This window comes from Burkholderia catarinensis (assembly GCF_001883705.2).
Lineage (GTDB): Bacteria > Pseudomonadota > Gammaproteobacteria > Burkholderiales > Burkholderiaceae > Burkholderia > Burkholderia catarinensis.
Map to the genome: position 1 here is coordinate 1 of NZ_MDEQ02000012.1, position 24011 is coordinate 24011.

Sequence of the window (24011 nt, forward strand, 5' to 3'; positions counted from 1 at the left end):
CGATGCGCAGCAGATCCAGCCGCTCGTGCCGGCGCTGCAGAGCTGGTGGATGAAGATCCACGTGCCGGCGAACTTCATCGGCTACGGCAGCTTCGCGCTGTCGGCGATGGTGTCGGTCGCCTACCTGATGAAGGAGCGCGGCGTGCTCGCCGATCGCCTGCCGACGCTCGAGGTGCTCGACGACGTGATGTACAAGTCGATCGCGGTCGGTTTCGCGTTCTTCACGATCGCGACGATCCTCGGCGCGCTGTGGGCGGCCGAGGCATGGGGCGGCTACTGGAGCTGGGACCCGAAGGAAACCTGGGCGCTGATCGTGTGGCTCAACTATGCGGCGTGGCTGCACATGCGGATGATGAAGGGCCTGCGCGGCGCGGTTGCGGCCTGGTGGGCACTCACGGGCCTGCTCGTGACGACGTTCGCGTTCCTCGGCGTCAACATGTTCCTGTCCGGGCTGCACAGCTACGGACGGCTCTGAAGCGCGTGCAGCGCTTCCTACCGTGTTCTACCCATGCACTTCGGCGAGGATTACCACTTCAAGCCGGGGGCATGCCGGACCAGAATGTGTTGACGAGCATCGCTGCATTGCGGGTGTGACGTAGGAGGAGCTGCCATGAGACGTGTCTATTTTCTATTGCCGACGGTGCATTGTGCGCAGTCGATCGTCGGTGAGCTGCTGTCGCTTCGAATCGAGTGGCGACATATCCATTGCATCGCGAATCACGATGTCCTGCGCGACGGCTTGCCGGAGGCCACGCTGGCGCAACGCAGCGACCTCCTGCCGTCGCTCGCGCGCGGCACTGCAGTCGGCTTTGCGACCGGCATGCTGCTGGGGCTGATCATCCTGGTGTTCCCGCCCGAGGGTTTGTCGATCGGCGGCGGCATCGTCGTGGCGATCACGCTGTTCGGCGCGGCCTTCGGCGCATGGGTGGCGACGATGATCGGCGTCGACATGCCCAGCACGCGCCTGAAGCGCTTCGAGGACGGCATCGAGCACGGCGAATTGCTGATGATGATCGACGTTCCGACCGACCGCGTTCACGAGATCGAAGACGCGATCAAGCTTCACCATACGGATGCGCATCTGCAGGGAGAGGATCCGACCGTCCCGGCATTTCCATGAGCGTTGGCCGGCCGAACGCCGGCCGTCATCGCTTCGTGATGCCGGGCAACGCGTCGTGCGTGCGACGCCGGCGGCGTCGCCGCGTGCAGGCCGCCGCGAGTCTCGTGTGTTTCAACTCGCGGCGAGAAGCCGTTTGTAGCGCGCGAGCACGCGCGGCACGTAGTCGCGCGTCTGCGGCAGCGACGGAATGCGATAGCCGGCCCGAATCACGGCGTTTTCTCCGGCATTGTAGGCGGCCAGCGTAAGTTCGACGTTGTCCTTGAACAGGTCGAGCAGGAAGCGCAGATAGCGCGCGCCGGCCAGCACGTTGTCGCGCGGATTGAACATGTCTCCGCTCGAGAAACGCCGCGCGGTGCCGGGCATCAACTGCATGAGCCCTTGCGCGCCCTTGTCCGAGACCGCCTTCGGGTTGTATCCCGATTCGACGTCGATCACCGCGCGCAGCAGTTCGGGTGGAACGCGAAATGCGCGGCTCGCTTCGTCGATCACGTCGGCGAACGAGGACAGTGCGCCGTCGGCCAGCTTCGATGCAGCGCGCTTCATGTCGGGTGGGGCGGGCGTGTTGCTCGCGACGATCACCTTCAGGCCGGTCGCGCCGGGTTCGTTGGTGAGGACGATGGCGCCACTGCTGGTGACCGTGCCGAATATTTGCGCGTTCGCAGTGCTCGGCCACGCCGAGCCGAGTGCCACGCATGCGACGGCGATCGCGATTCCCAATCCGGATAAAGGTCGTTGGTGCATCTTCCAGGTCTCCTGCACCTGGATTGTCGGCGATGGGAAATCGGACCGGCAATGGGGCACCTCCCTACACTTCGAGGCCGAAACGGCGGCCAAAAAAATGGTGCAAAGTTGTTACCCTTGTAACGGGGGGTAATGGGGGAGGTAATCGCCGAATATTAACGATCCTTACTATGTGCCACCGCTTTCTTCTCGATTTGGCGTCGTCGCGGTGAGAATGTTTTCGTCCATGCTGAAACGCGAGTGGCATTCCCGCCATCGGTAATCATACCGACGCACTGAAAAACATGAAATCGATACAGTTTTGAAACGTTTCAGGAGGGGTGGCGAGGTTGCGCCGCGGACAGGCGGAATCCGGCCCGCCGCAGCAGCAGGCTCGGGGCGCGGTGGCGCGATCCTTGCTGTAGCGACATGCATGGCTGCCGGTTTCCTCGAATTTCAATAATCAGTCCGGGCAGGGTAAACCACGCAGCGAGCGTTTCCGGAACTGCGCAGGGCGTGTCGGTGCGACACGCCGCGCAGGAATGGAGAAACGGGGGATAGTCGTGAATACCAAATATCGCGTTGTAATTGCAGAGGACCATGACCTGCTGAGAAATGGCCTCCGGTCGATGCTATGCGCGCAAGGCGACTACGAGGTCGTGGGCGAGGCAAGGGACGGCAAGGAGGCGTGTCACCAGGCGCTGGCGCTGGCTCCCGATCTGATCCTGATGGATCTGTCGATGCGCGGGATGAACGGCATCGATGCGAGCGCAATAATCAAGCGGCGAACGCCGACGGTCCGGATCATCGCGCTCACGGTTCATCAGAACGAGGAGTATGTGCGGGAGGCGCTGCGGGCGAGGGTCGACGGTTACGTGCTCAAGGACGTTTCGTTTGACGAACTGCTGCTCGCGATGCGCATGGTCATGCAGGGGAAGAAGCATCTGAGCGCGGACGTGTACGGCTACATGGTCGACTCGTTCGTGACCGGCCGCGAAATGCCTGCGCCGAGAAGGGCCTGGGACATCCTCACCGCGCGCGAACGTAGCGTGCTGAAGCTGATTGCCGAAGGGCGCACCAACCGGCAGGTCGGTCAATACCTGAATCTGAGCCCGAAGACGATCGAGAAGTATCGTGCGAGCATGATGCACAAGCTCCATCTCGCGAACCTGACGGAACTGGTGCTGGTCGCGATGAGCATGGGCCTGCTGACCACGCTCGCGGCGAAGTGCGCGGAGCCGAATGCGGACGACGTGCCGACTCACTCGCTCGACGACATCGGGCCGTCGGAAGACGCCGGCGCGCATGCGAGACTGGACGATTATCCGCTCGGCGGTGTGAATGACTGACTGCGGGACCGGCCGCGGGACCGGCCGCGATCGCGCGCGTCAGCAGGCCCAGCTCGCCGAGACGAGCGTGCCCGTGGTGGCCGACGACTGGATCGAGAACGTGCCGCCGTGCGACTCGACGCGGTGCTGCATGCCGATCAGGCCGAGCCCGGTCGTGTGCGCGTCTTCCGTCGTCAGCGGGCGACGCTCGTAGCCGATGCCGTTGTCGCGAATCGTCAGCAGCAGGCCGCCGGCGTCGTGGCGCAAGCCGAGTACGATCTCGGTGGCCTCCGCATGCTTGACGATGTTGTTGAGCGCTTCCTGCGCGACCCTGAACATGTCCGCCTTCAGATGGTCGGGTATGTCGTCGTCGTCGACATCGCAATTGAACTCGACCGTCAGCGTGTTCATGTCGCGCTCGATGCGCCGGCACAGTGAAGCCAGGGCCGCCGACAGGCCGAGCTTGTCGAGTATGGGCGGCCGCAATTCACCGCAGATCTGCCGTACTTCGCCGATCGTCTCGCGGATCCGGAGCACCGTCGAATCGAGCAGATTCGCCGCCTCGTCGATTTCGCCGCGACGAATGCGCATCAGCGCGTCCTCATTCATCAGCTTGATGAGCGTCAACGCCTGACCCAGCCCGTCGTGCAATTCCGCGGCAAGCCGGTAGCGCTCCTTCTGCTGGCCCATCAGCAGATAGGCGTGAGGCGCGCCCGGGTAGCCCGCTGCGGCCGCATCGTTCGGATCGGGCTCGAGGGCCGGCGGCTCCTCGAACAGCGTCAGCAACAAGCGGGCGCCGGTTGCCGTGGCGGGAAGCGCCTGCTGGTGCACCATGAACTGCGTGGAATGGCCGGTTCGCCCACTGAGCATCGTGCTGAACGAATGACAGGGAAGGGCTGCGCCTCGGGACAATTCGTCTGCCAAGTCGGCGTGGGCATCGTCGAGCGCCATGTCGAACAGATGCTTGCCGACGAGCTCGGCGCTCGAATAGCCGAACAGCGCCGCGGCGCTGCGATTCGCCGATACGAAGGTTCCGTCGGCCGTGAGAATGGCAAGGGCGGCGCCGCGTGCATCGGTGACGATGCCGGCGCCGCGATCGCCCGCGCGCACCGCACCGCGAAGCGTGCGCATCGCATCGATCAGATCGAGCAGCCTGATTTGTGGCCTGGCGGGCTGGCGTTCAATCATGGGAGCTCCCGATGCGCAGTTTTCAGGAAACCGTAAGGTTGCTGCCATTCTAGGACGCGACCGACGCACGCCGCAACAAGGGGAATGCGGGTTGAAGCATGGGGATATCCCGGCACCAGCCAGCGGGTATTCCAGCAAGCGGACATACCCTACCGGCCTTTGGGGGGCGTCATCCCATGACGCTCGCGACCGAATTCAAGACACTGCGCTGACGAGGCAGGGGAACCGCCATTGCCTTGTTTATCGTCAGGGGAGGTCGGTATGAAAGGGATTGCCAGATCGACGATGGGGGCGTTCGTGGCAGCGGGTATCACGATCGCCGCGACCGCCGCGTGGTGCGCGCCCGTCGATGGCGCGGGCGAGAATGTCAGCGAGCACGTTGGCGAACCTGCCGCCGCGAATGTCAATGAAAGTGCGATGCCGGAGGCCGCCGCGAGCGCCGACGACAACGCGATGCCGGGCGCCGCCGCGAGCGCCGGCGAGAACGCGATGCCGGACACCGCCGCGCATGCCGGCGGCCACGCGATGCCGGACGCCGTCGGGCACGTCATGGAGAACGGCGCGCCGGGCGCTGCCGGGAGCCCGGTCGGGAAAGCCACCGAAAGTGCACCCGAACGCACGCCCGAAAGCGCACCCGAAAGCGCACCCGGCAAAGCCGGGGAAAGCAGCACCGGGGACACCGCCGATGCCGCCACGGAAAACGCCGCGCCAGATACCGCCGGGACCGCGACCGAAGCGGCCGGCATGCACATGCATCACGTCGTGATGCCGGGCACGATGCACACGACGGCCGAATACACGCTGCCGTCGGTCGACCTCGTGCGGGATGACGGCAAGACCGTGTCGCTGGTCAAGGAAGTGGACGACGGCCGGCCGGTGATCCTGACGTTCATCTACACCACCTGCACGACCATCTGTCCGATGATCAGCCAGACACTCGAGCGGCTGCAGGGCGAGCTGGGCCCCGACCGCGACAAGGTGCACATCGTGTCGATCTCGATCGATCCGGAGCAGGACACGCCGGATCGGCTCAAGGGCTATGCCGCGCGTTTCGAAGCCGGGCCCGAATGGCAGCACTACACGGGCACGGTCGAGGCGAGCATCGCGGCGCAGCGCGCGTTCAACGTCTTTCGCGGCGACAAGATGGCTCACACGCCGGTGACGTTCATGCGGGCCGCGCCCGGCCAGCCGTGGCTGCGCATCGACGGCTTCGCGACGCCGGCCGAACTGCTCGCGGCCTATCGCGACGTCGTCGCTTCCAACTAGGTGCAACGCATCCGTCAGGGAGCGTCGAAATTGGAAAAGAAGCATCGCGTGCTGATCGTCGAGGATCAGCATCTGCTGCGCCTCGGTCTCAGCCAAATGGTGTCCGAGCTGGACGACTACTGCATCGTCGGCGACGCGAGCGGCGGGTTCGAGGCCTGCCGTCTCGCTGCGCAGACGCTGCCCGACCTGATCCTGATGGATCTGTCGATGCCGGGCGGCAGCGGCTTCGAAGCGATCGCCGCGATCAAGCGCGATACGCCGCATACGCGGATCATCGTCCTCACCGTCCATCACAGCGAAGACAACGTCAGGGAGGCGTTTGCGTCCGGTGCGGACGGCTACGTCGTCAAGGATTCGTCGTTCGCCGATCTGGTCCGCGAGATGCGCTTCGTGATGCAGGGCAAGTGCGTGATCAGCCTGGACGCGTATCGGGCCCGTGCCGGCCTGCACGGGATGCGCGAGGCGAGCGCGCACAAGGCACGCTTGTGGAATGCGCTGACGAACCGCGAGCGTACCGTGCTGCGTCTCGTCGTCGAGGGGCACACGAGCCGGCAGGTCGGCGAGTGCCTGCAGCTCAGCCCGAAAACGGTGGAAAAGCATCGTGCGAACCTGATGCACAAGCTCGGCATCGTGAACCTGACCGGCCTCGTCCACTTCGCGATCGACATCGGCGTGCTCGCGCTGAGCGACGACGACCGTGTGTGAAAACCCTCCATCGCGCCATGGCGCAACTGGGGGGGATTTACCCATGGCGATGGACGGCCCTCCCTACTTCTGACGCGTATCGCCCTGAACAAGAATGCAATCAAAGGCTTCAGCGGTGCTGAAGCGGCAGGCGATACAGGGAGAAAACCGTGCGCGACGAATGGTCCTCGATCCGGCCCGGCATGCCGGCGCATCAGCGGCAGGGCGGCGGCTTCGCTCGCCGCATGCGCGCGGGTCGCGGCTTCACCCTGCTCGAGCTGCTGGTCGTGATGGTCATCATCGGGCTGCTGGCAGGGCTCGTCGCGCCGCGGTATTTCGAACAGGTCGGCAAGTCGAACGTGAAGGTCGCCCGCGCGCAGATCGTGTCGCTCGGCCAGGCCCTCGATCAGTACCGGCTCGACGTCGGTGTCTATCCGACGACCGAGGAAGGCCTGGACGCGCTCGTCAACAAGCCGCAGAGCGCGCCGCGGTGGAGCGGCCCGTATCTGCAGAAGGCTGTTCCGGCGGACCCGTGGGACCGTCCGTACCAGTATCGCTCGCCCGGCGAGCACGGCGACTACGACCTGTATTCGCTCGGCAAGGACGGGCGCGGCGGCGGCACCGGCGAGAACGTGACGATCTCGTCGTGGTAGGGCGGCGCGGCCCGGTGGCCGTGCCTGTCGTGAGCAGTCAGCAAGGAGAGTCGACGTGAAGTTCGTGCTGCATGTCTTCGATACGCATGGCTCGGTCCAGACGGTTCGCCTCGACAGCGATTCGCCGGCGACCGCGGCGGCGCTCGCGCGCTCGCGCGGCCTGCGGGTCGTGTCGGTGCGCGCGGACGCGCGGCGGCAGCGGCGCGGCGCGCGCCGGTTCGGGATGCCGGGCGCGCGGTTCGACGTCGCGATGTTCGCGCGCGAGCTCGCGGCGCTGCTCGACGCGGGCGTCGGCGTGGTCGACGCATTGCGCACGCTCGGCGGCAACGTGCGGCGCGAAGCGTCCGCGCAGGTGTATCGCGATCTGCTGCGGCAACTGGAGGAGGGGCAGTCGCTGTCGGCGGCGCTCGAGCATGCGAGCCCGATCTTCCCGCCGGTGCTGGTCGCGTGCGTGAAGGCGAGCGAGCAGACCGGCGGCCTCGCCGCGAGCCTGACCCGTTACTCGCGCAATAGCGCGACGCTCCACGAGCTGCGCGCACGGGTCGTGTCGGCGGCGATCTATCCGACGGTGCTGCTGTTCGTCGGCGCGGCCGTCGTACTGTTTCTGCTCGGTTTCGTCGTGCCGCGGTTCGCGGCGCTCCTCGAACACAGCGGCCGCGAACTGCCGCTGATGTCGCGGCTGCTGATGGCGTGGGGCGGCATGGTGCACGCGCACGGCACCGGGCTGGCGGCCGCGCTCGCGGTGCTGGCCGTGGCCACCGGCGTTGCGCTGCGCCGGCCGGCGCTGCGGATCTGGCTCGCCGATCGCCTGCTGGCGCTGCCCGGCATCGGGCAGCATTTCCGCGTGTTTCGCCAGTCCCAGTTCTATCGCACGACGGCGATGCTGGTCGACGGCGGCATTCCCGCCGTTCGCGCGTTCGATCTGGCGCGCGGCCTGGTGGGCCGCGCGGACCAGGCCGCGCTCGCGGGCGCGCTGCAGCAGGTCCGCAATGGCGCGAGGATCTCCGATGCGTTCCAGCAGGCCGGCCTCGCGAACGCGATCGGCTACCGCCTGCTGACGGTGGCCGAAAAAACGGGCGGCCTCGGGCCCGTGCTCGACCGGATCGCCGCGTTCCAGGAAGCGCAGGTGTCGCGCACGATCGATCTGATCTCGCGACTGATCGAGCCCGCGATGATGATCGTGATCGGCGTGGTGATCGGCGGCATCGTCGTGCTGATGTACCTGCCGATCTTCGAGATCGCGTCGAGCATTCAGTAGGCTGCCCTGGAGATACGCGTGGATACCGTCACCCCCTCACCGGAACACCTGCCCGACGCGGGCGCCGCGTTGCGCGACGCGCTGCGCGCGCTCGGCGAACGGCACGGCTCAGGCATTCGCGCGCTGGAGGTGCTGATGGCGCAGACGGCGCTCGGCGCGGACGAGATGCGTGCGCAGCTCGCCGCGCAATTCCGGATGAAGCCGATCGGGATGCGCGAGCTGGCCAGCCTCGAGCCGGATTTCGACACGGTGCCGTTCGTCGACGCGACGGCGCGCCTGTGCGTGTGCTTTCGCGATCCCGAGGGCGGCGACGCGCTGTTGTTCGCTGTTGCCGATCCGCTCGATGCACGCACGCGCGGCTGGGTTGAACACCGGATGCGCGCGCGGCCGGCGGTGCCGTATGGCTGGGCGCTCGCGAGCGCCGGGGATCTCAACGCGTATCTGACCGTGCGCGAGAAGGATATCCGCGCGATGGACTCGCTCGCGTTCGACGATCCGATCCAGAACGCACCCGATCCTGCGTCGCTCGCGCTGACGCTGCAGGGCATCAGCAATGACGACAGTCCGGTGGTGCGCCTGCTCAATTCGACGATCTACGACGCGCTCAAGATGCTCGCGAGCGACATCCACCTGGAATGCCGCGCGAACGGCCTGATGATCAAGTGCCGTGTCGACGGCGTGCTCACCGTGGTGGGCCGCGTCGAGGGCCGGGATGTCGCCGACCAGGTCCTGTCCCGCGTGAAGGTGATCTCCGAGCTCGATATCGCGGAGCGCCGCGTTCCGCAGGACGGGCGCTTCAAGGCGATGTACGCCGGGCGCGAGATCGATTTCCGCGTGTCGATCATGCCGAACCAGTTCGGCGAGGACGCGGTGTTGCGGATTCTCGACCGCTACCAGCTGTCCCAGGCCGCGGGCGGCCTGACGCTCGAGGCATTGGGCTTCCAGCCGGGCGACACGCGCTTCATGCGCTCGGTTGCGTCGATGCCGTACGGGATGCTGCTCGTCACGGGGCCGACCGGCAGCGGCAAGACCACGACGCTTTACGCGATCCTCACCGAGATCAACAACGGTCTCGAGAAGATCGTGACGATCGAGGATCCGGTCGAATACCAGCTCGGCGAAATCCTGCAGATCCCGGTCAACGAGGCGAAGGGCCTGACCTTCGCGCGCGGGTTGCGGTCGATCCTGCGGCACGACCCGGACAAGATCATGGTCGGCGAGATCCGCGATCCGGACACCGCGCAGATCGCCGTGCAGGCCGCGCTGACCGGCCACCAGGTGTTCACGACCGTGCACGCGAACAACGTGTTCGACGTGATCGGCCGCTTCACGAACATGGAGGTCGATCCGTACAGCTTCGTCTCCGCGCTCAACGGCGTGATCGCGCAGCGGCTGCTGCGCCAGTGCTGCCCGGATTGCCTGGACGAGGACGAGGTGGACGCGGATGCGCTCGCCCGCTCGGGCATCGACCCGGATACGGCCGGCAGCTACCTGTTTCGTCGCGGCGCGGGGTGCGCGATGTGCCGCGGCAGCGGCTATCGCGGCCGGCGTGCGATCGCGGAGGCGCTGCGCATGAACGACGAACTGAGGCAACTGCTGTCGGAGCGCGCGCCGCTCGGGCAGATCAAGGCGGCGGCGCTGCGCCACGGGATGACGACGTTGCGATCGGCGGCGATCGAACTGGTGCGGCGCGGCGAAACGACGCTCGAGGAGATCAATCGTGTCACGATGGTTGAATAACCCGCTTGCGATCGGCGTCGGGACGCGCGAGATCGTCGTCGGCATCCGTTCGCCCGCACTGTGGCGGCCGCGCAAGCGCGCGTTCGCCGCCGATCCGGTCAGCGTCGCGATTCCCGACGCGCAGTTCGGCAGCGAGGCGGGCGTGCTCGATGCGCTGCGCGCCGCGCTGGCCGCGACAGCCGCGACACCCGGCAGCGCGGCCGATGCCGCCGCCACGCAGGGGCAGGCGCGCGGCCCGATGTCGTCGACGCGCGGCGCGCACGTCGTGCTCGACGATTTCTGGTGCCACCACGCGATATTGCGCGGCGACTTCCGCGCGTTGCGCATGCGCGAACTCGAAGCAATCGTGCTCGCCCATTTCTCCGACACGTACGGGGTCGACGGTGCATCGCTGATCGTGCGCTTCTGCGTGCAGCACGGCGGCCGCGCGCTCTTCGCCGGCGCGCTGTCGCGCACGCTGTACGACGGCATCCATGACGCGGGAGCCTCCGCCGCGGTCCGCATCCGCAGCCTGAGATCGGGTCTTCCGGAGACGCTGAATCGCATCGCGGTAAAAGTCGGCGACGACGCGCTGCTGATCGTGGTCGCCGATGCGTTGATGCAGGCGGTCATGATCGAGCGAGGCGGCTGGGCTGCCTACGATGCGCAACGCCTCTTTCCCGGCGAGTCCGGCGACGCGGCGCGGCTGGCCGAACTCGCGGAGCAGTCGTTCGAACGTTCGGCAACGCGGGCCGGCTTGAAACGCGAGGACTGCCCGGTCTATCTGGCCGGGATCGACGCGGACTTCGCGCCGTTCGACGCGCGTTTCGCGGCCGCGGTGCGGCTGCCGGGGCCGGCGCTCGACGGCTCGCCCGCGCGCCGGCTGATGGAGTACGCGCCATGATGCCGATGCTCGATATCGACTTTTGCCGGCGCCGTGCCCGCACCGGGACGAGCGGGGTGATCCTGCTGGGCGTCGCCGTGCTGCTGTGGGCCGCGTGCGGCGCATGGCTGTGGCATGCGTATGCGGAGAACGACCGCGCGCGGGCGAACGTGGAGGCCGCCCAGCATCGGACGCTCGCGCAGCGGCACGTCGCGAAGCCGCCGCCGACGCCGGCCGCGAAGCTCGCGGAAAAGCAGAGCCAGGCGGTGCTGCGCGAACTGACCGTGCCGTGGCAGACGCTGTTCTCGCTCGTCGAGGACTATCCCGACCATGACGTCGCGCTGATCGGCATCGACCAGAACCCGGCGCAGGGCCAGATCCGCATCACGGCCGAAGCGAAGAATCCGGACGCGATGATCGCGTACCTGAAGTATCTGCAGACGAGCGTCGTGCTGCGCGAAGCGGCGCTCAACGGCCATCTCGTCGAGGACAACGTCCCGGGCAAGCCGGTGCGTTTCCAGATCACGGCCGTCTGGAGGAAGTCATGAAAACCGATCGGTTGACGGACCGCCTGGCCACGCTGCGTTTCGAGTTGCGGCGCGCATTCGGTCTGCCGGGACTCGTCGGCCTGCTGCTGATCGGCGCGGCGGCCATCGCGGCCGCGGCGATCGCCAGCCTGGAGTCCGATACGCGCGCGATGCAGGCGCCGGACGCGCTCGTGCGGGCGGCGCACGGCCATCGTCCGGTCGCGGCGCATGATGCGCAGGCGGACGCGCTGGCGCTCGACGCGTTGCCCGAGCTGTTCCCGCGGTTCTCGCAAAGCGCGGACGACATCGCGTCGATCTTCGCGCAGGCGCGCGACAGCCATCTGACGCTCGGTTCCGCCGAGTACCAGGTGACGACCGAGTCGGGCGCGCACTTCGCGCGCTATCAGGTGCTGCTGCCGGTCAAGGATCAGTACGGCGCGATCCGGCATTTTCTGGCGTCGGTGCTCAACAACGTGCCGAACGCGGCGCTGCAGGAAATCCACGTCGAGCGCCCCGCGGTGGGCAGCAACATCCTCGATGCGCGCGTGCGCTTCGAGCTCATCTACCGGAGCGCCCAGCCATGATTTCCGCCGTCATGAAGCCCGCGTCGAACCGGCGCATCGCGCTGGCGCTGTGCTGTGTTCTCTTCGCCGGCGCCGGGTATCGCGTGCTGGTCGCGGCGATGCAGGAGCCGGCGCCGGTCCCGGCATTCGGCGGCCTGCATCGCGACGGCGGGCGCACGCCGCCGGCACGGACCGCCGCGCATCCGGCGCCGGCCGCGCACGCCGCCGTGCCCGCGTCTGCCGCCGCGCCGCGATCCGCATCGGCCGCCACGGCAGCGGCGACGCCGCAGGAGAAGCTCGCCGCGTTGCGCGCGCCGGTGTCCGTCGAAGCGGCGCACGACCCGTTCACCGCGTCGTCATGGCTGCCGCCGCCGCCCGTCGTCGTGCCGCCGCTGCCCGAAACGCGCCCGGCGCCGCCGTCCGCGCCGCCGGTGCCGTTCACCTATGTCGGCGAGCAGGACGCCAAGGCGGTGAAGCCGCATGTGTTTCTCAGCAACGGCGATCAGTTGCTGATTGTTTCGCCAGGTGACGTGATCGATGGCCAGTATCGCGTCGAGTCGGTTTCGGAGTCGAACGTGGTGCTCACCTATCTGCCGCTGAACCAGGTGCAGGTGGTGTCCATTCCGAGGGAAAAGTAGATGAAAACCTCATGCACACGGGGTGTGCGCCGCGCTGGGGACAGCGGCCCATCGACACGCTTTTCGCCCTTCACGCCGTTCGATTTCCGGCACGCGCCGGCGAGCCGGATCGCGACGAAACGCGCACTGGCGATCGCCGTGGCGCTGCTCGCGTGCGGCGGCTGCGCGCATGTGCCGAACGTGCACGACGATCCGACCAATGCGCAGGTGAAGATCGACGCATTGCACGCGCGCGACGGCGAAGTCAACCAGTTGCTCGATAACGCCGACGAGTTCCGCAAGCAGAACCAGTTCGACGATGCGGCCCGGTCCGCCTACATGGCGACCCAGCTCGATCCGTCCAGTGAGCGCGCCCGCAGGATCGGCAAGATGATCGAGCAGGATCGCAAGCATCTGGCGATCCTGCAGGAAGCGGATCGCATGATGAAGCGCGGCTCGTACGCGCAGGCGGCCGAACGCGTGCATCGCGTGCTGGTCGAGGATCCGGCCAATGCGATGGCCGCGCGGATGCAATCGGAGCTCGACGACAAGCGCCGGCAGCAGCACGCGGAACGGGACGACAAGCTCGCCGCTTCGTCGATCATGCGCACGCCGGTGTCGCTGCAGTTCCGCGACGCGAACGTGCGGATGGTGTTCGAAGCGTTGTCGCGGACGTCGGGGCTGAACGTCATCTTCGACCGCGACGTACGAGCCGACCTGAAGACGACGATCTTCGTGCAGAACGCGTCGTTGCAGGACACGGTCGACATGATCCTGCTGCAGAACCAGCTCGACAAGAAGCAGATGAACGCGAACACGCTGTTCATCTACCCGGCGACGCCCGCGAAGGAGCTCGAATACCAGGAGCTCAAGGTGCGCACGTTCCAGCTGTCGAACGTCGACGCGAAGCAGGTCCAGTCGCTGCTGAAGAGCCTGTTGAAGGTGAAGGAGGCCGTGATCGACGAGCGCGCGAACACCGTGACGATTCGCGGCACGCCGGACATGATCAAGGTCGCCGACGAGATGATCGCGGCCCAGGACCTGCCGGAGCCGGAGGTGATGCTCGAGGTCGAGGTGCTGGAGGTGTCGCACGAGCGGATGTCGCAGCTCGGCATCAACTGGCCCAGCTCGTTCACGGTGTCGACGCCGAGCACGGCGAGCACCTGGGGCGCGCTGCACCATCTGCCGGTCAATGCGCTGAATGTCAGCGGCCTGTCCGCCACCGCGGATTTCAAGCTCACGGACACCGATGCGAACCTGCTCGCGAGCCCGCGCATCCGCACGCGCAACAAGGAGAAGGCGCGCATCATGATCGGCGACAAGGTGCCGGTGATCTCGAGCTCGAGCACGCCGAGCACGAGCGGCCCGTCGTTCACGCAGATGATCCAGTACCTCGATGTCGGCATCAAGCTGGAGGTGGAGCCGCAGGTCTATCGCGACGGCGACGTCGGCATCAAGCTGAATCTCGAGGTCAGCAACATCACCAATACGATCCAGAGCGGCAATTCGCAGGGACTGAGCTCGCTCGCGTATCAGATCGGCACGCGCAGCGCGTCGACGAGCCTGCGCCTGCGGGACGGCGAAACCCAGATCATGGGCGGGCTGATCTCGGACGAGGACCGCCGCAACGCGAACAAGGTGCCGGGGCTCGGGCAGCTGCCGTTGCTCGGCCGCCTGTTCTCGGATCATGAAGGCGATCACAAGAAGACCGAGATCGTGCTGCAGATCACGCCGCACATCGTCCGGCCGCAGGTCGCGGCGGACGCGGACACGCAGGAAGTGTGGTCGGGCACCGACGTCAACGTTCACGCGGACCAGTTGCGGCTCGATCCGGTGGCGCTGAACGCGGAAGGTCCGGCAACGGCCGCGACGCCCGCGACGAAGCCGGTGCCCGGCAGCGTGGGCGGCGGCACCACGGGCGGCAGGGCGCCGTCGCCACTGGAGGCGGCGGCGAGCCGGGCGCAGCCGTCGCCGGAGAGCGGGGCGTTCGGGCAGATGCCTGCCGCACCTCGCACGACACCGCCGCCCGAACCGTACGGCGGGCGTTTCTCGAGACCGCTGCCCGCGCTGCCCGCGCCCGCGGCGGGCGCGGTACCCGCGGATGGCGCGGCGCAGGCGGCCGGTCCGGCAAGCAACGAAGTCGCGCCGGCCCCGGGCACGACCGTGACGCCGGTGGCGTCGCCGGCCGTGCAGGCTGCGGCACCGGCTGCACCGGCCGCGCCAGCGGCGCCGGCAGCGCCGCCTCCGACGCTGCAGATGCCGGCGGGCGATATTCCGAACGATAACCCGCTTCACCCGATCCAGAACGGGAATTGAATCGTGGCTACCCGGACCGGCACGACGCGCAGTGGCTGCACCGGCCGTCCCGGGCAGCGTGGCTTCACGCTGATCGAGATGGTGATCACGCTCGCGCTCGTGGCGATACTCGCGCTCGCGGTCATGCCGTTTTCCGAGCTGGTCGTGCAGCGCCAGAAGGAGCACGAATTGAGCGCCGCGTTGCGCGAGATCCGCACCGCGCTCGACGCGTACAAGGACGCAAGCGATGCGGGGCAGATCGAAAAGGAAGCGGAAGCGTCCGGCTATCCGCCGTCGTTGACCGTGCTGGTGACCGGCGTGAAGAACGCCCGGGATCCGAAGGGCGGCCTGCTGATGTTCCTGCGCCGGGTGCCGCGCGATCCGTTCTTCGCCGGCGACCCCGACACGCCCGCCGAGGAGACCTGGGACGTGCGCGCGTACGGCACGCCGCTGGATCCGGCTGCCGGCGGTCCGCCGGCCGGCGACCTATCCGGGAGCGCCGAGGCCGGCAAGGACGTGTTCGACGTGACGTCCAAATCCGCGGTTGCCGGCATCAACGGCATCCCGTACAAGCAATGGTGACGGTGCAATATGAAACACGCTCGCACGCGCAGGTCCCGCGGATTCACGCTGATCGAAATCGTGGTCGTGATGGCCATCATCGGCCTGCTCCTGACGTTGGCCGTGCCGCGCTACATGCACAGCATCGAGCGCGGGAAGGAACAGGTCCGGCAGCAGAACATCGCGGTGATGCGCAATGCGATCGACCAATACTACGGCGACAACGGCCAGTACCCGGAGACGCTCGACGAACTGGTCGCGAAGCACTATCTGCGTTCGGTCCCGCTCGATCCGGTGAATGGCGACGACAAATGGGCGGCGGTCGCGTCGTCGGACGAGTCGAAGCCGGGCGTCTACGACGTGGCGCCCGCGAGCAGCCCGCAGGGTACGCCGCCGGGCGCGACCGGAGCGGCGAAATGAGCCGGGCTGGCCAGACGGCGCGCGCCGGTGCGCGCGCGATGCGCGGCCGCCAGCGTGCCGCGCGTCAGCGCGGGCTCGTGCTGCTGGCGCTGCTGATCGTACTGATGCTGATGTCGATCGCACTGGCAGGGGCGCTGGATGTCTGGTCGCTGCAACGGCGCCGCGAGGACGAGCGGCAACTGCTGTTCGCCGGCGATCAGTACCGGAAGGCGATCATCCGCTACTACCGTCTGGCGCGCGCGTACCCGCAAACCGTCGACGACCTGCTGGACGACAACCGGTTCGTCAAGCCGATGCATCATCTGCGCAGCGCGTATCGGGATCCGATTACCGGACAGAACGACTGGGCGTTCCTGTGGCGGGACGATCGTTTCTATGGCGTATACAGCAACTCGGATCAGGCGACGGTCAAGCGGGCGGGATTCCCGCAGCGATACATGGATTTCGAGGGCGAGGAGACCTACCGCAAGTGGAAGTTCCTGTACCTCGCGCCCGGCCTCGGCCTGCCGGCCAGCGACGCGGCGCCGGCGTCCGCGGCCGCGCCTGCCCAGGCGGCGAGCTTCCCGAGCCTGTCCGGGTTCGCGGGCGGCTACCTGCCGGGGCAGGCGCCGTCCGGCCTGCGTTGACGGGTGGCCGGTCGCCCCCCGGCGTGCGCGCAAAAAAAAGCGCGACGCCCGCATGGGGCATCGCGCATAAACCGGCGTGGAGCGCCGACGAATGAACGGTGATGAAGAAGGGGGCGAGCCCCCTCGAAGCGAAGCGGTCAGGCCTTCGCGAGCTTGATGCTGGTCGGCTCGGCCGTCAGGTAGCCGACGCTGGCGCCGAAGCGATCCTTGAAGTTCGCGCGCACGAGCGGGTCGAGCGTCGGCTTGACCTTGTCGTGCAGCGGCGTTTCCCAGTCGCCCGCGTGCTGGAAGTTGCTCATGATGTAGGTCCAGCCGTTGATCTCGTCGACCGCGTGCAGGCCCGTCGATTCGGCGCCGGCCGGGCACGACAGCACGCGCACGAGCGATTTCGTGTCGACGTTGTAGGCCCACAGGAAGTTGTTCACGTGCATGCCCGAGTCCTCGCCGATGAAGAGCGTGCGCAGCTTTTCGGAGAACTTCAGGTTGTCGGGGTTCGCGATCTTGTCCGGGTTCGCGAGGTTGCCGAGCCCGTCGGCCGCGGCGAGATCCTCGCCGACCAGCGCGGCCGGCGCGCCCATGTCGACCGGCACCCATTCGCTGTCGATCGCGCCGCCCGTCGTGTCGCGCTGGCTGCCCTTCAGGTTCAGCGCGTAGGTCGCGCCGGCGGCGATCTTCTTATCGACCGCGACGTCGCGCGACACCGCGTTGCCCTTGACCATCGACGTCTCGATCCGCGACATCGCCGTATAGACGATCTTGTCCTTCGCGTTGACCGTCGTGCCTTCGAGCTTCGTGAACGCCATGCTGCCGCCGAGCAGCGCCGCGTAGCGGTGCGTCTCGAGGAACGCGGCCGCCTTTTCCATCCCCGGCTTCACGCGCATCCAGTTGAACTTGCCGCCGAAGTGGATCTTCGTGTAGCTCGCATCGCTCGGGTCGACGGTCGTCAGGTCCATGATGTCCGACGCCTTCAGCGTGTTCGCGAGCGCTTCGATCTCGCTGCTCGTCGCGTGGCCGATCCTGATCCACGTGAGCGTCGCGGTGCCCGCGCCGGCGGACGACGTCTGCGTCCACTTCGCGACGTACAGCGTGCCGGCCGACAGGTCGGCTGCCTTGTCGGCGACGAACATGAACAGGCCGCCGTTGGTTGCGTCGTCACCCATCATCACGGTGCGCTGGTCCGGCATCACCTGGATCAGCTCGTGCGAGATGCGGCCGAGGCAGTAGTGCTTCTTCACGGTGCCCGTGCCGTCCGCGTTCACGGTGATCTCGGGCAGGTGGCCGTAGTGGTAGGGGTTCGCCCTCGTCTCGTCGCCGAACGTGTTCTTGCTGAACGCCTTGAACTGCGCGTCGGTCGCGACCTTCGTCGCGTCCGGCTCATACTCCTCGCTCGACAGGTGCGTGCCCCACGGCGACAGGCTCGCGCCGCAGGTGATCCACAGGCCGTGCGCCTTCGACGTGTCGACGTTGTGGTACTTGACGACCTTCAGCGCGCCGTTGGCCGGATCCTGGTCGAGCGTGAGCACCGCGATCGGCGACGGCAACTGGCCGTACTGCGATGCGCTGGCCTGGTCGCGCGTCGTGTATTCGAACTGCACGACCGCGAACACCGTGTTGCCCTTCACGCCGGGCACGTTCGCGTTTTTCAGCGTGAGCAGCGAGCTGCCGTCCGGGCAGTCGGAATAGAACTGGCGCTCCTTGCCGGCTACCGAACGGTCGATGATCGGCTGGTTGTTGATGTCGTAGTAGCCGCCCGCGAGCGTCGTGCCGCCCTTGCCGTCCGGCACCATGTCGCCCGTCACGAAGAACGGCCGGTACGCCAGCTTGAAGTTGCGCGCCGAGCCGTCCGAGAACGACACCGACAGCGTCGAGCCGACCGTCGTCGTGGCCATCGCGGCCGCGTTGTCGAGCGTGGGCGCGGCCATCGCCGAGAACGCAGCCGACGTGTAAGCGGCGGCGGCCGGCGTCGACGCCGGATTGTCGTCGCCGCCGCAACCCGTCAGCAGGGCCGGCAGCGCGAGGCCGGAAAGGGGCAGCATCGGCGCGCCGGCGAGGATCTTCAGGGCCTGACGACGGGAAGCATTGGGCAACGCGGGCATGTGGAGTCCAGTTTCAGTTGTTGGAAGAATGGCCTTCGCGAAGCAGGCGCTCGGCAAGCTTCGCGAAGGCAAATTGAAAACTGAACCGAAGTGTAAGGATGCTCGATGAAAGTTTTTTGAATTGAAAACGTAATGATGCGTCGGGTGTTCGTCAGGCGCTCAATCGCGTTCGGGCGTCGCCGAAATGCGGTGGATCGACAGGTCCGCGCCGTCGAATTCGGCTTCGCGGTCGAGGCGCAGCCCGACGGTCGCCTTCAGCGCACCGTAGACGAGCGTGCCGCCCGCGGTCGCGATCGCGATGCCGCCGAGCGTGCCGACGAGCTGCGACATGAACGACACGCCGCCGAGACCGCCGAGCGCGGGCAGGCCGAACACGCCGGCCGCGAGGCCGCCGAGCGCGCCGCACATGCCGTGCAGCGGCCACACGCCGAGCACGTCGTCGATGCGCCACTTGTTCTGCACGCAGGTGAACATCGCGACGAACAGCGCGCCGGCCGCCGCGCCCGTGACGAGCGCGCCGATCGGGTGCATCACGTCGGAGCCCGCGCACACCGCGACGAGGCCCGCGAGCGGCCCGTTGTACGTGAAGCCCGGGTCGTTGCGGCCCGCCATCCACGCGGCGAGCGTGCCGCCGACCATCGCCATCAGCGAATTCACGGCAACGAGGCCGCTGATCTTGTCGAGCGTCTGCGCGCTCATCACGTTGAAGCCGAACCAGCCGACCGCGAGCACCCACGCACCGAGCGCGAGGAACGGGATGTTCGACGGCGGGTGCGCGGCGATCCGGCCGTCCTTCGCATAGCGGCCGTGGCGCGCACCGAGCAGCAGCACGGCCGGCAGCGCGACCCAGCCGCCGAACGCATGCACGACGACCGAGCCGGCGAAATCGTGGAACGGCGCACCGAACGCGTGGGCGAGCCACGCCTGCACGCCGAAGCGCTCGTTCCATGCGATCCCTTCGAAGAACGGATAGATGAAGCCGACGATGATCAGCGTCGCGACGAGCTGCGGGTTGAACTTCGCGCGCTCGGCGATGCCGCCGGACACGATCGCGGGGATCGCCGCCGCGAAGGTCAGCAGGAAGAAGAAGCGCACGAGCGCGTAGCCGTTGTGCTGCGACAGCGTGCCGATATCGTCGAAGAACTCGACGCCGTACGCGATCGTGTAGCCGATGAAGAAATACGCGAGCGTCGACACCGAGAAGTCGACCAGGATCTTCACGAGCGCGTTGACCTGGTTCTTCTTGCGGACCGTGCCGAGTTCGAGAAATGCGAAGCCCGCGTGCATCGCGAGCACCATGACGGCGCCGATCAACAGGAACAGTGTGTCGACGCCGGATTTCAGACCATCCATGCCGTGGCTTCCTTGCGCAAAAAACGGGCAAGGAGAGCAAGTATCGAGCCAACTTGGTGAATGATTGCGTGAACTTGGTGCCGTGACACCGTGCGGTGCGGCATTCCGGTGAATCGTGCATGGGATGGGCGCGCGGCAGGTACGGGCCGGGAATCATCCCGGATGCACGCGTGTGGTGCGACGTGTGTGGATCTGGTGCGTGTGAAGCGTGGGTCGGTGCGGCTTGGTGCGCGATGGTGCGTCGCGATGCACCGATCCGGCGCGTCAGCAGCGCGCGAACAGCAGGCGCGGCCGGCGCAGCCGCAGCGCGCACGCCGACCAGTACGCGGCGACGGTCGCCAGCCCGAGCGCGGCAAACGCGAGCGCCGCGAAGCCCGCGAGCGACTGGCCGTCGCCGTCGGGGCCGAGGATGCCTTGCGCGACGATCAGCGCGGCCGTCCAGAAGGCGATCACGGCCTGCGTGAGCAGGCGCGCGGACGCCACGCGGCGCGGGCGTCCGGATTCGGCCAGGCGGCGCGCCGACGGCGGGCGCAGGCACAGGAACAGGATGGCGGCGAGCAGCGCGGCCAGGACGATGAGCCAGTCGACAAGGAAAGCCATGAGGAAAAGGGGACACCTGCGATGCGGATTGAAGCGTGCCCACTTTAGTGTCATCGCGCCTGCGATTGAATCAGACGAGTCCGAAATTGAAAGGCATTTTTAATGCCGGGTCGTGATTGGGCCTGTTCCACAGGCGGTATCATCGATATCGGTCCAACCACGAGGCCGTGCGACGCGCGGCCGGAGATTGCTGATGAACATGAAGACATTGCGGGCGCGTCGCGTGCCCGGGTCCGTGCTGGCGGCCGTGGCCGCTGGCGCGCTGCTGTTGCTCGCGGGCTGCGACAAGTCCGGCGCGCCGGTCACGCAACCCGATACGGCCGCGAGCGCGGCCGCCGATGCCGCGAACAGCGCGGCCAAGGCGCTCGATCAGGTGGCGAGCACCGTCAACCAGCAGCTCAACGCCGCGAAGGCCGGCATCGCGTCCGCGGCGTCGGCGGTGCCGCCGCTGTCCGCGAGCGGCCTCGCATCCGCCGCGCAGGCGCAGATCGACGCGGCCGCTTCCGCGGTTGTCGCGCATGCCGCTTCCGAAGCGGGCGCGAAGATCTCGGAAGCCGGCAAGAAGCTCCAGCAGTGGAGCCAGCAGAACGCGGCAGGCGCCAAGCCTGCGAGCGGCGAATGACGCGGGCTTGCACGATTCGCAAAATGTAATTATGATGGTTACACATGTCGCCGGCCGCAATCCGGGCCGGCGTCGCCGAGTGAGTGAGGAATGAATACCAGCAGCCGGTTCGCGTTTGCCGTTCACGTGCTCGCCTTGCTGTCGATGCAGGAAGGTGTGCCGCTGTCGTCCGACATCATCGCGGGCAGCGTGAACACGAACCCGGCCCTGATCCGCCGGTTGCTGTCGATGCTGGCGGCCGCAGGGCTGACCACGTCGCAACTCGGCGCGGGCGGCGGCGCGCTGCTGGCGCGCGAGCCCGGCAGGATCACGCTGCTCGACGTGTATCGCGCGGTCGACGATGCGCAGTTGTTCGCACTTCACCGCGAGGCGCCGAATCCCGCGTGTCTTGTCGGGCGGCACATTCAGGGCGTGCTGACCGACTACATCGGCGACGCGCAGCGCGCGATGGAGGCATCGCTCGCCACGCGCACGCTTGTCGACGTCACGGCTGACGTGCTGGATCTGGAGCGGCGCACGCAACACGCGGCGCGTGCCGGCGGGTGACCGGCGGCAGGCACGGCAGGAAGCCGGACGGCGTGCAGGTGCGGCGACCGGCGCAACAGGGGCTTTGCCCCGTTTTTTTCGGTCTTATATGTAATTAAATAAGTTACATATTTTTCTTTCTGGAGAATCGATATGACGCAACGTACTTTGAATATCGCGCTGTTCGGCGCCACCGGCATGATCGGCTCGCGCATCGCCGCGGAAGCCGTGCGACGCGGCCATCGCGTGACCGCGCTGTCGCGCAATCCGGGCACGTCCGGCGACGGCATCACCGCGAAGGCGGCCGACCTGTTCGACGCGGCCAGCATCGCGGCCGCGCTGCCGGGGCATGACGTCGTCGCGAGCGCGTACGGCCCGAAGCAGGAAGATACGGCGAAGGTCGTCGCGGTCGCGAAGGCGCTGGTCGCCGGCACGCGTCAGGCGGGCCTGAAGCGGCTCGTCGTGGTGGGCGGCGCCGGTTCGCTCGAAGTCGCGCCCGGCAAGCAGCTCGTCGACAGCGAAGGTTTCCCGGACGCGTACAAGGCAGTCGCGCTCGCGCACCGCGACGCGCTCGACTACCTGAAGACGGTCGGCGATCTCGACTGGACGTTCTTCGCGCCGGCCGCGGTGATCGCTCCGGGCGAGCGCACGGGCACGTTCCGCACGGGCGCCGGCAAGCTGATCACGGACGCGCAAGGCAACAGCAAGATCTCGGCGGAAGACTACGCGGTCGCGTTCGTCGACGCGCTCGAGCAAGACAGCTTCGTGCGCGAGATCGCGACGGTCGCGTATTGAGCGGTGTGACAGCCGGCGGCGCGTGAGCGCCAGCCCGGCCCGGGCGCGGCGTGCAGGCCGCGACGCGCAGGAGCATCAGGCGATTCCACCTTGACCGGGGGAGTCGCCTGTTTCGTTTGGCGAAGAGGGATTGCCGGCGGCGGGATCGCGTGCTGCCCGTACCGGATTGGTATTTATACCGGTCGACGCGGCGAGATGGTTTTCATATTGTTCCCCGTCGTGCAGGATGCATAGAATAAATTTCTATCTACGAGGGACTGGAGAAATGGACGCCATCGATCGCAAGCTGCTGGAGTTGTTGCAGGCGGATGCCACGCTGCCGATCGCGGAGCTGGCACAGCGCGTGAACCTGTCGCAGACGCCGTGCTGGAAGCGTGTGCAGCGGCTCAAGGAAACCGGCGCGATTCGCGCGCAGGTCGCGCTGTGCGATCCGCGCAAGCTCGGGGTCGGCACGACCGTGTTCGTCGCGATCCGCACGAACCAGCACACGGAGGAATGGGCGCAGCGTTTCACGCAGGCCGTGCGCGACATGCCGGAAGTGGTCGAGGTCTACCGGATGAGCGGCGAGACCGATTACCTGCTGCGCGTCGTAGTGGCCGGCATCGACGATTACGACCGGGTCTACAAGCAGCTGATTCGCACGGTGCCGCTGTTCGACGTCAGCTCGTCGTTCGCGATGGAGCAGATCAAGTATTCGACCGCGTTGCCCGTGCGCGATCTTGCCGAGCCGGCATGGCACGGCACGTGAGCGGCCCGCACGCGGATCGCGCCGCGTGACGAGGGCGGCGGCACCGGTTCAGCGGCCGCGCGCCAGTGCGCGCGCGCGTTCGTCGGCCAGCGCGTCGCGGCGCACGAAATCCGCGACGAACGGGCTGGCCGGATGGTGATGCAGCGCGTAAGGCGTATCCCATTGCGCGAGCCGGCCGTCCTTCATCACGCCGATCCGGTCGGCGATCGCGAACGCCTCGGCCTGGTTGTGCGTGACGAGGATCGCGGTGTGGCCCGTGCGTTTCAGGATGTCGCGCAGCTCGAACGCGAGCCGCTCGCGCGTATCGACGTCGAGATTCGAGAACGGCTCGTCGAGCAGCAGCAGTTCCGGCGACGGCGCGAGCGCGCGCGCGAGTGCGACGCGCTGCTGCTGGCCGCCGGACAGTTCGTGCGGATACGCGTCGCCGGAATCGGCGAGACCGACGAGCCCGAGCATTTCCGCGACGCGCATGCGCCGTTCGGCCTTCGGCATGCGCCGTTCGGCCTTCGGCATGCGCCGCAGGCCGAACGCGACGTTGTCGGCCGCGCTCAGGTGCGGGAACAGCGCGTAATCCTGGAACATCATGCCGATGCGCCGCCGCTCGGGCGGCACATCGAGCGACGGCGCAGCGACGGGAGCGCCGTCCAGCACGATGCGTCCCATGCGCACGGGTTCGAAGCCGGCGATCGCGCGCAGCACGGTGGTCTTGCCGCAGCCCGACGCGCCGAGCAGGCAGCCGATATCGCCGCGCGGCAGCGCGAGGCTCAGCCCGTCGACCACCGTGCGGCGGCCGTGCGGCGTGTCGTAGGCGACGCAGAGGTCGTCGAGTTCGAGCAGGTTCAAG

The 24011-nt window shown here is 67.4% G+C and carries 26 protein-coding genes; 20 read left to right on the forward strand and 6 right to left on the reverse strand.

Translation table 11 applies throughout. The features are described 5' to 3' along the window. Both ccsB and BFF94_RS19950 read left to right on the forward strand, forming a co-directional pair. The coding region (gene ccsB, locus BFF94_RS19945; RefSeq protein ID WP_219139712.1) for a c-type cytochrome biogenesis protein CcsB at window positions 1–475 on the forward strand (475 nt) is incomplete at its 5' end. A gap of 135 nt (window positions 476–610) precedes the next feature. Further along, a complete protein-coding gene (locus tag BFF94_RS19950; RefSeq protein ID WP_128845179.1) occupies window positions 611–1120 on the forward strand; it encodes a cytidylyltransferase family protein in 510 nt (169 codons plus the stop codon). Between the two features lie 111 nt (window positions 1121–1231). On the opposite strand, the gene BFF94_RS19955 is transcribed toward BFF94_RS19950, so the two are convergent. Next, entirely contained in the window at window positions 1232–1861 is a 630-nt protein-coding gene (locus BFF94_RS19955) for a lytic transglycosylase domain-containing protein (RefSeq protein ID WP_128845181.1), read from the reverse strand. Window positions 1862–2403: 542 nt separating this feature from the next. Here BFF94_RS19955 and BFF94_RS19960 point away from each other — a divergent pair. Next, window positions 2404–3189: a response regulator gene (locus tag BFF94_RS19960; protein WP_128845184.1), complete on the forward strand. Its 786-nt coding sequence runs from the start codon at window positions 2404–2406 to the stop codon at window positions 3187–3189. A 39-nt stretch (window positions 3190–3228) separates the two neighbouring features. Here the strand turns inward: BFF94_RS19960 and BFF94_RS19965 are convergent, their stop codons facing one another. Next, window positions 3229–4356: a sensor histidine kinase gene (locus BFF94_RS19965; protein ID WP_128845188.1), complete on the reverse strand. Its 1128-nt coding sequence runs from the start codon at window positions 4354–4356 to the stop codon at window positions 3229–3231. A gap of 261 nt (window positions 4357–4617) precedes the next feature. Here BFF94_RS19965 and BFF94_RS19970 point away from each other — a divergent pair, with 261 nt between their 5' ends. The 13 genes from BFF94_RS19970 to BFF94_RS20030 all read left to right on the forward strand — a co-directional run bounded on the left by BFF94_RS19970 (window position 4618) and on the right by BFF94_RS20030 (window position 16428). Continuing rightward, entirely contained in the window at window positions 4618–5622 is a 1005-nt protein-coding gene (locus tag BFF94_RS19970) for an SCO family protein (protein ID WP_219139713.1), read from the forward strand. Window positions 5623–5652: 30 nt separating this feature from the next. Next, window positions 5653–6327 carry a response regulator gene (locus tag BFF94_RS19975; RefSeq protein WP_246637367.1) on the forward strand — a complete coding sequence of 225 codons (675 nt, stop codon included), beginning with the start codon at window positions 5653–5655 and terminating at the stop codon, window positions 6325–6327. 182 nt (window positions 6328–6509) lie between these two features. Then, entirely contained in the window at window positions 6510–6959 is a 450-nt protein-coding gene (gene gspG / locus BFF94_RS19980) for a type II secretion system major pseudopilin GspG (protein WP_128845192.1), read from the forward strand. Window positions 6960–7014: 55 nt separating this feature from the next. Then, window positions 7015–8217 carry a type II secretion system F family protein gene (locus BFF94_RS19985; RefSeq protein ID WP_219139714.1) on the forward strand — a complete coding sequence of 401 codons (1203 nt, stop codon included), beginning with the start codon at window positions 7015–7017 and terminating at the stop codon, window positions 8215–8217. A gap of 18 nt (window positions 8218–8235) precedes the next feature. Next, complete coding sequence (locus BFF94_RS19990) at window positions 8236–9957, forward strand: GspE/PulE family protein (RefSeq protein ID WP_128846898.1); 1722 nt, start codon at window positions 8236–8238, stop codon at window positions 9955–9957. Further along, window positions 9938–10840 carry a hypothetical protein gene (locus BFF94_RS19995; protein ID WP_219139715.1) on the forward strand — a complete coding sequence of 301 codons (903 nt, stop codon included), beginning with the start codon at window positions 9938–9940 and terminating at the stop codon, window positions 10838–10840. Before BFF94_RS19990 ends, BFF94_RS19995 begins: the two co-directional genes overlap by 20 nt. Further along, complete coding sequence (locus BFF94_RS20000) at window positions 10837–11367, forward strand: hypothetical protein (RefSeq protein ID WP_128846903.1); 531 nt, start codon at window positions 10837–10839, stop codon at window positions 11365–11367. The genes BFF94_RS19995 and BFF94_RS20000 overlap by 4 nt, the downstream gene beginning before the upstream one ends. After that, window positions 11364–11930, forward strand: a complete 567-nt coding sequence (locus BFF94_RS20005; RefSeq protein WP_128846906.1) for a hypothetical protein — start codon at window positions 11364–11366, stop codon at window positions 11928–11930. Before BFF94_RS20000 ends, BFF94_RS20005 begins: the two co-directional genes overlap by 4 nt. After that, window positions 11927–12547 (forward strand): hypothetical protein, encoded by a 621-nt coding sequence (locus BFF94_RS20010; protein ID WP_219139716.1) that lies wholly within the window; start codon window positions 11927–11929, stop codon window positions 12545–12547. The genes BFF94_RS20005 and BFF94_RS20010 overlap by 4 nt, the downstream gene beginning before the upstream one ends. After that, a complete protein-coding gene (locus BFF94_RS20015; protein ID WP_219139717.1) occupies window positions 12548–14842 on the forward strand; it encodes a type IV pilus secretin PilQ in 2295 nt (764 codons plus the stop codon). A gap of 3 nt (window positions 14843–14845) precedes the next feature. Next, a complete protein-coding gene (locus BFF94_RS20020) occupies window positions 14846–15403 on the forward strand; it encodes a type II secretion system protein (protein WP_128849931.1) in 558 nt (185 codons plus the stop codon). A 9-nt stretch (window positions 15404–15412) separates the two neighbouring features. Beyond that, the gene (locus tag BFF94_RS20025) at window positions 15413–15802 is read left to right on the forward strand and encodes a type II secretion system protein (protein WP_219139718.1); all 390 of its coding nucleotides are present in this window, start codon (window positions 15413–15415) and stop codon (window positions 15800–15802) included. Further along, complete coding sequence (locus BFF94_RS20030; protein WP_246637368.1) at window positions 15799–16428, forward strand: type II secretion system protein; 630 nt, start codon at window positions 15799–15801, stop codon at window positions 16426–16428. The genes BFF94_RS20025 and BFF94_RS20030 overlap by 4 nt, the downstream gene beginning before the upstream one ends. Before the next feature lie 137 nt (window positions 16429–16565). Here the strand turns inward: BFF94_RS20030 and BFF94_RS20035 are convergent, their stop codons facing one another. The 3 genes from BFF94_RS20035 to BFF94_RS20045 form a co-directional block, all read right to left on the reverse strand. Then, window positions 16566–18524 carry a PhoX family protein gene (locus BFF94_RS20035; RefSeq protein ID WP_128844437.1) on the reverse strand — a complete coding sequence of 653 codons (1959 nt, stop codon included), beginning with the start codon at window positions 18522–18524 and terminating at the stop codon, window positions 16566–16568. A 159-nt stretch (window positions 18525–18683) separates the two neighbouring features. Then, a complete protein-coding gene (locus BFF94_RS20040) occupies window positions 18684–19877 on the reverse strand; it encodes an ammonium transporter (protein WP_128844434.1) in 1194 nt (397 codons plus the stop codon). 264 nt (window positions 19878–20141) lie between these two features. After that, window positions 20142–20477: a hypothetical protein gene (locus BFF94_RS20045; protein WP_219139719.1), complete on the reverse strand. Its 336-nt coding sequence runs from the start codon at window positions 20475–20477 to the stop codon at window positions 20142–20144. 193 nt (window positions 20478–20670) lie between these two features. On the opposite strand from BFF94_RS20045, the gene BFF94_RS20050 reads away from it, so the two are divergent. The 4 genes from BFF94_RS20050 (at window position 20671) to BFF94_RS20065 (ending at window position 23167) form a co-directional block, all read left to right on the forward strand. Next, window positions 20671–21099: a BCAL1086 family glycoprotein gene (locus BFF94_RS20050; RefSeq protein ID WP_219139720.1), complete on the forward strand. Its 429-nt coding sequence runs from the start codon at window positions 20671–20673 to the stop codon at window positions 21097–21099. Between the two features lie 90 nt (window positions 21100–21189). Continuing rightward, on the forward strand, window positions 21190–21645 hold the full coding sequence (locus tag BFF94_RS20055) for an Rrf2 family transcriptional regulator (RefSeq protein ID WP_128844429.1): 456 nt from the start codon (window positions 21190–21192) through the stop codon (window positions 21643–21645). A 132-nt stretch (window positions 21646–21777) separates the two neighbouring features. Continuing rightward, window positions 21778–22419: an NAD(P)-dependent oxidoreductase gene (locus BFF94_RS20060; protein ID WP_128844426.1), complete on the forward strand. Its 642-nt coding sequence runs from the start codon at window positions 21778–21780 to the stop codon at window positions 22417–22419. Window positions 22420–22684: 265 nt separating this feature from the next. Further along, window positions 22685–23167 (forward strand): Lrp/AsnC family transcriptional regulator, encoded by a 483-nt coding sequence (locus tag BFF94_RS20065; RefSeq protein ID WP_128844423.1) that lies wholly within the window; start codon window positions 22685–22687, stop codon window positions 23165–23167. A 48-nt stretch (window positions 23168–23215) separates the two neighbouring features. Here the strand turns inward: BFF94_RS20065 and BFF94_RS20070 are convergent, their stop codons facing one another. Further along, window positions 23216–24010 carry an ABC transporter ATP-binding protein gene (locus BFF94_RS20070; RefSeq protein WP_219139721.1) on the reverse strand — a complete coding sequence of 265 codons (795 nt, stop codon included), beginning with the start codon at window positions 24008–24010 and terminating at the stop codon, window positions 23216–23218. Window position 24011 lies beyond the last annotated feature (1 nt).

Bases quoted from the DNA above. Each gene is read 5' to 3' on its own strand.
- BFF94_RS20000 (WP_128846903.1), top strand. From the start codon at position 10,837: ATGATGCCGATGCTCGATATCGACTTTTGCCGGCGCCGTGCCCGCACC.
- BFF94_RS20025 (WP_219139718.1), top strand. From the start codon at position 15,413: ATGAAACACGCTCGCACGCGCAGGTCCCGCGGATTCACGCTGATCGAA.
- BFF94_RS19950 (WP_128845179.1), top strand. From the start codon at position 611: ATGAGACGTGTCTATTTTCTATTGCCGACGGTGCATTGTGCGCAGTCG.
- BFF94_RS20035 (WP_128844437.1), bottom strand. From the start codon at position 18,524: ATGCCCGCGTTGCCCAATGCTTCCCGTCGTCAGGCCCTGAAGATCCTC.
- BFF94_RS20065 (WP_128844423.1), top strand. From the start codon at position 22,685: ATGGACGCCATCGATCGCAAGCTGCTGGAGTTGTTGCAGGCGGATGCC.
- BFF94_RS20060 (WP_128844426.1), top strand. From the start codon at position 21,778: ATGACGCAACGTACTTTGAATATCGCGCTGTTCGGCGCCACCGGCATG.
- BFF94_RS19965 (WP_128845188.1), bottom strand. From the start codon at position 4,356: ATGATTGAACGCCAGCCCGCCAGGCCACAAATCAGGCTGCTCGATCTG.
- BFF94_RS20010 (WP_219139716.1), top strand. From the start codon at position 11,927: ATGATTTCCGCCGTCATGAAGCCCGCGTCGAACCGGCGCATCGCGCTG.
- BFF94_RS19955 (WP_128845181.1), bottom strand. From the start codon at position 1,861: ATGCACCAACGACCTTTATCCGGATTGGGAATCGCGATCGCCGTCGCA.
- BFF94_RS20050 (WP_219139720.1), top strand. From the start codon at position 20,671: ATGAACATGAAGACATTGCGGGCGCGTCGCGTGCCCGGGTCCGTGCTG.
- BFF94_RS20030 (WP_246637368.1), top strand. From the start codon at position 15,799: ATGAGCCGGGCTGGCCAGACGGCGCGCGCCGGTGCGCGCGCGATGCGC.
- BFF94_RS19970 (WP_219139713.1), top strand. From the start codon at position 4,618: ATGAAAGGGATTGCCAGATCGACGATGGGGGCGTTCGTGGCAGCGGGT.
- BFF94_RS20005 (WP_128846906.1), top strand. From the start codon at position 11,364: ATGAAAACCGATCGGTTGACGGACCGCCTGGCCACGCTGCGTTTCGAG.
- BFF94_RS20015 (WP_219139717.1), top strand. From the start codon at position 12,548: ATGAAAACCTCATGCACACGGGGTGTGCGCCGCGCTGGGGACAGCGGC.
- BFF94_RS20055 (WP_128844429.1), top strand. From the start codon at position 21,190: ATGAATACCAGCAGCCGGTTCGCGTTTGCCGTTCACGTGCTCGCCTTG.
- BFF94_RS20040 (WP_128844434.1), bottom strand. From the start codon at position 19,877: ATGGATGGTCTGAAATCCGGCGTCGACACACTGTTCCTGTTGATCGGC.
- BFF94_RS20045 (WP_219139719.1), bottom strand. From the start codon at position 20,477: ATGGCTTTCCTTGTCGACTGGCTCATCGTCCTGGCCGCGCTGCTCGCC.
- gspG (WP_128845192.1), top strand. From the start codon at position 6,510: ATGCCGGCGCATCAGCGGCAGGGCGGCGGCTTCGCTCGCCGCATGCGC.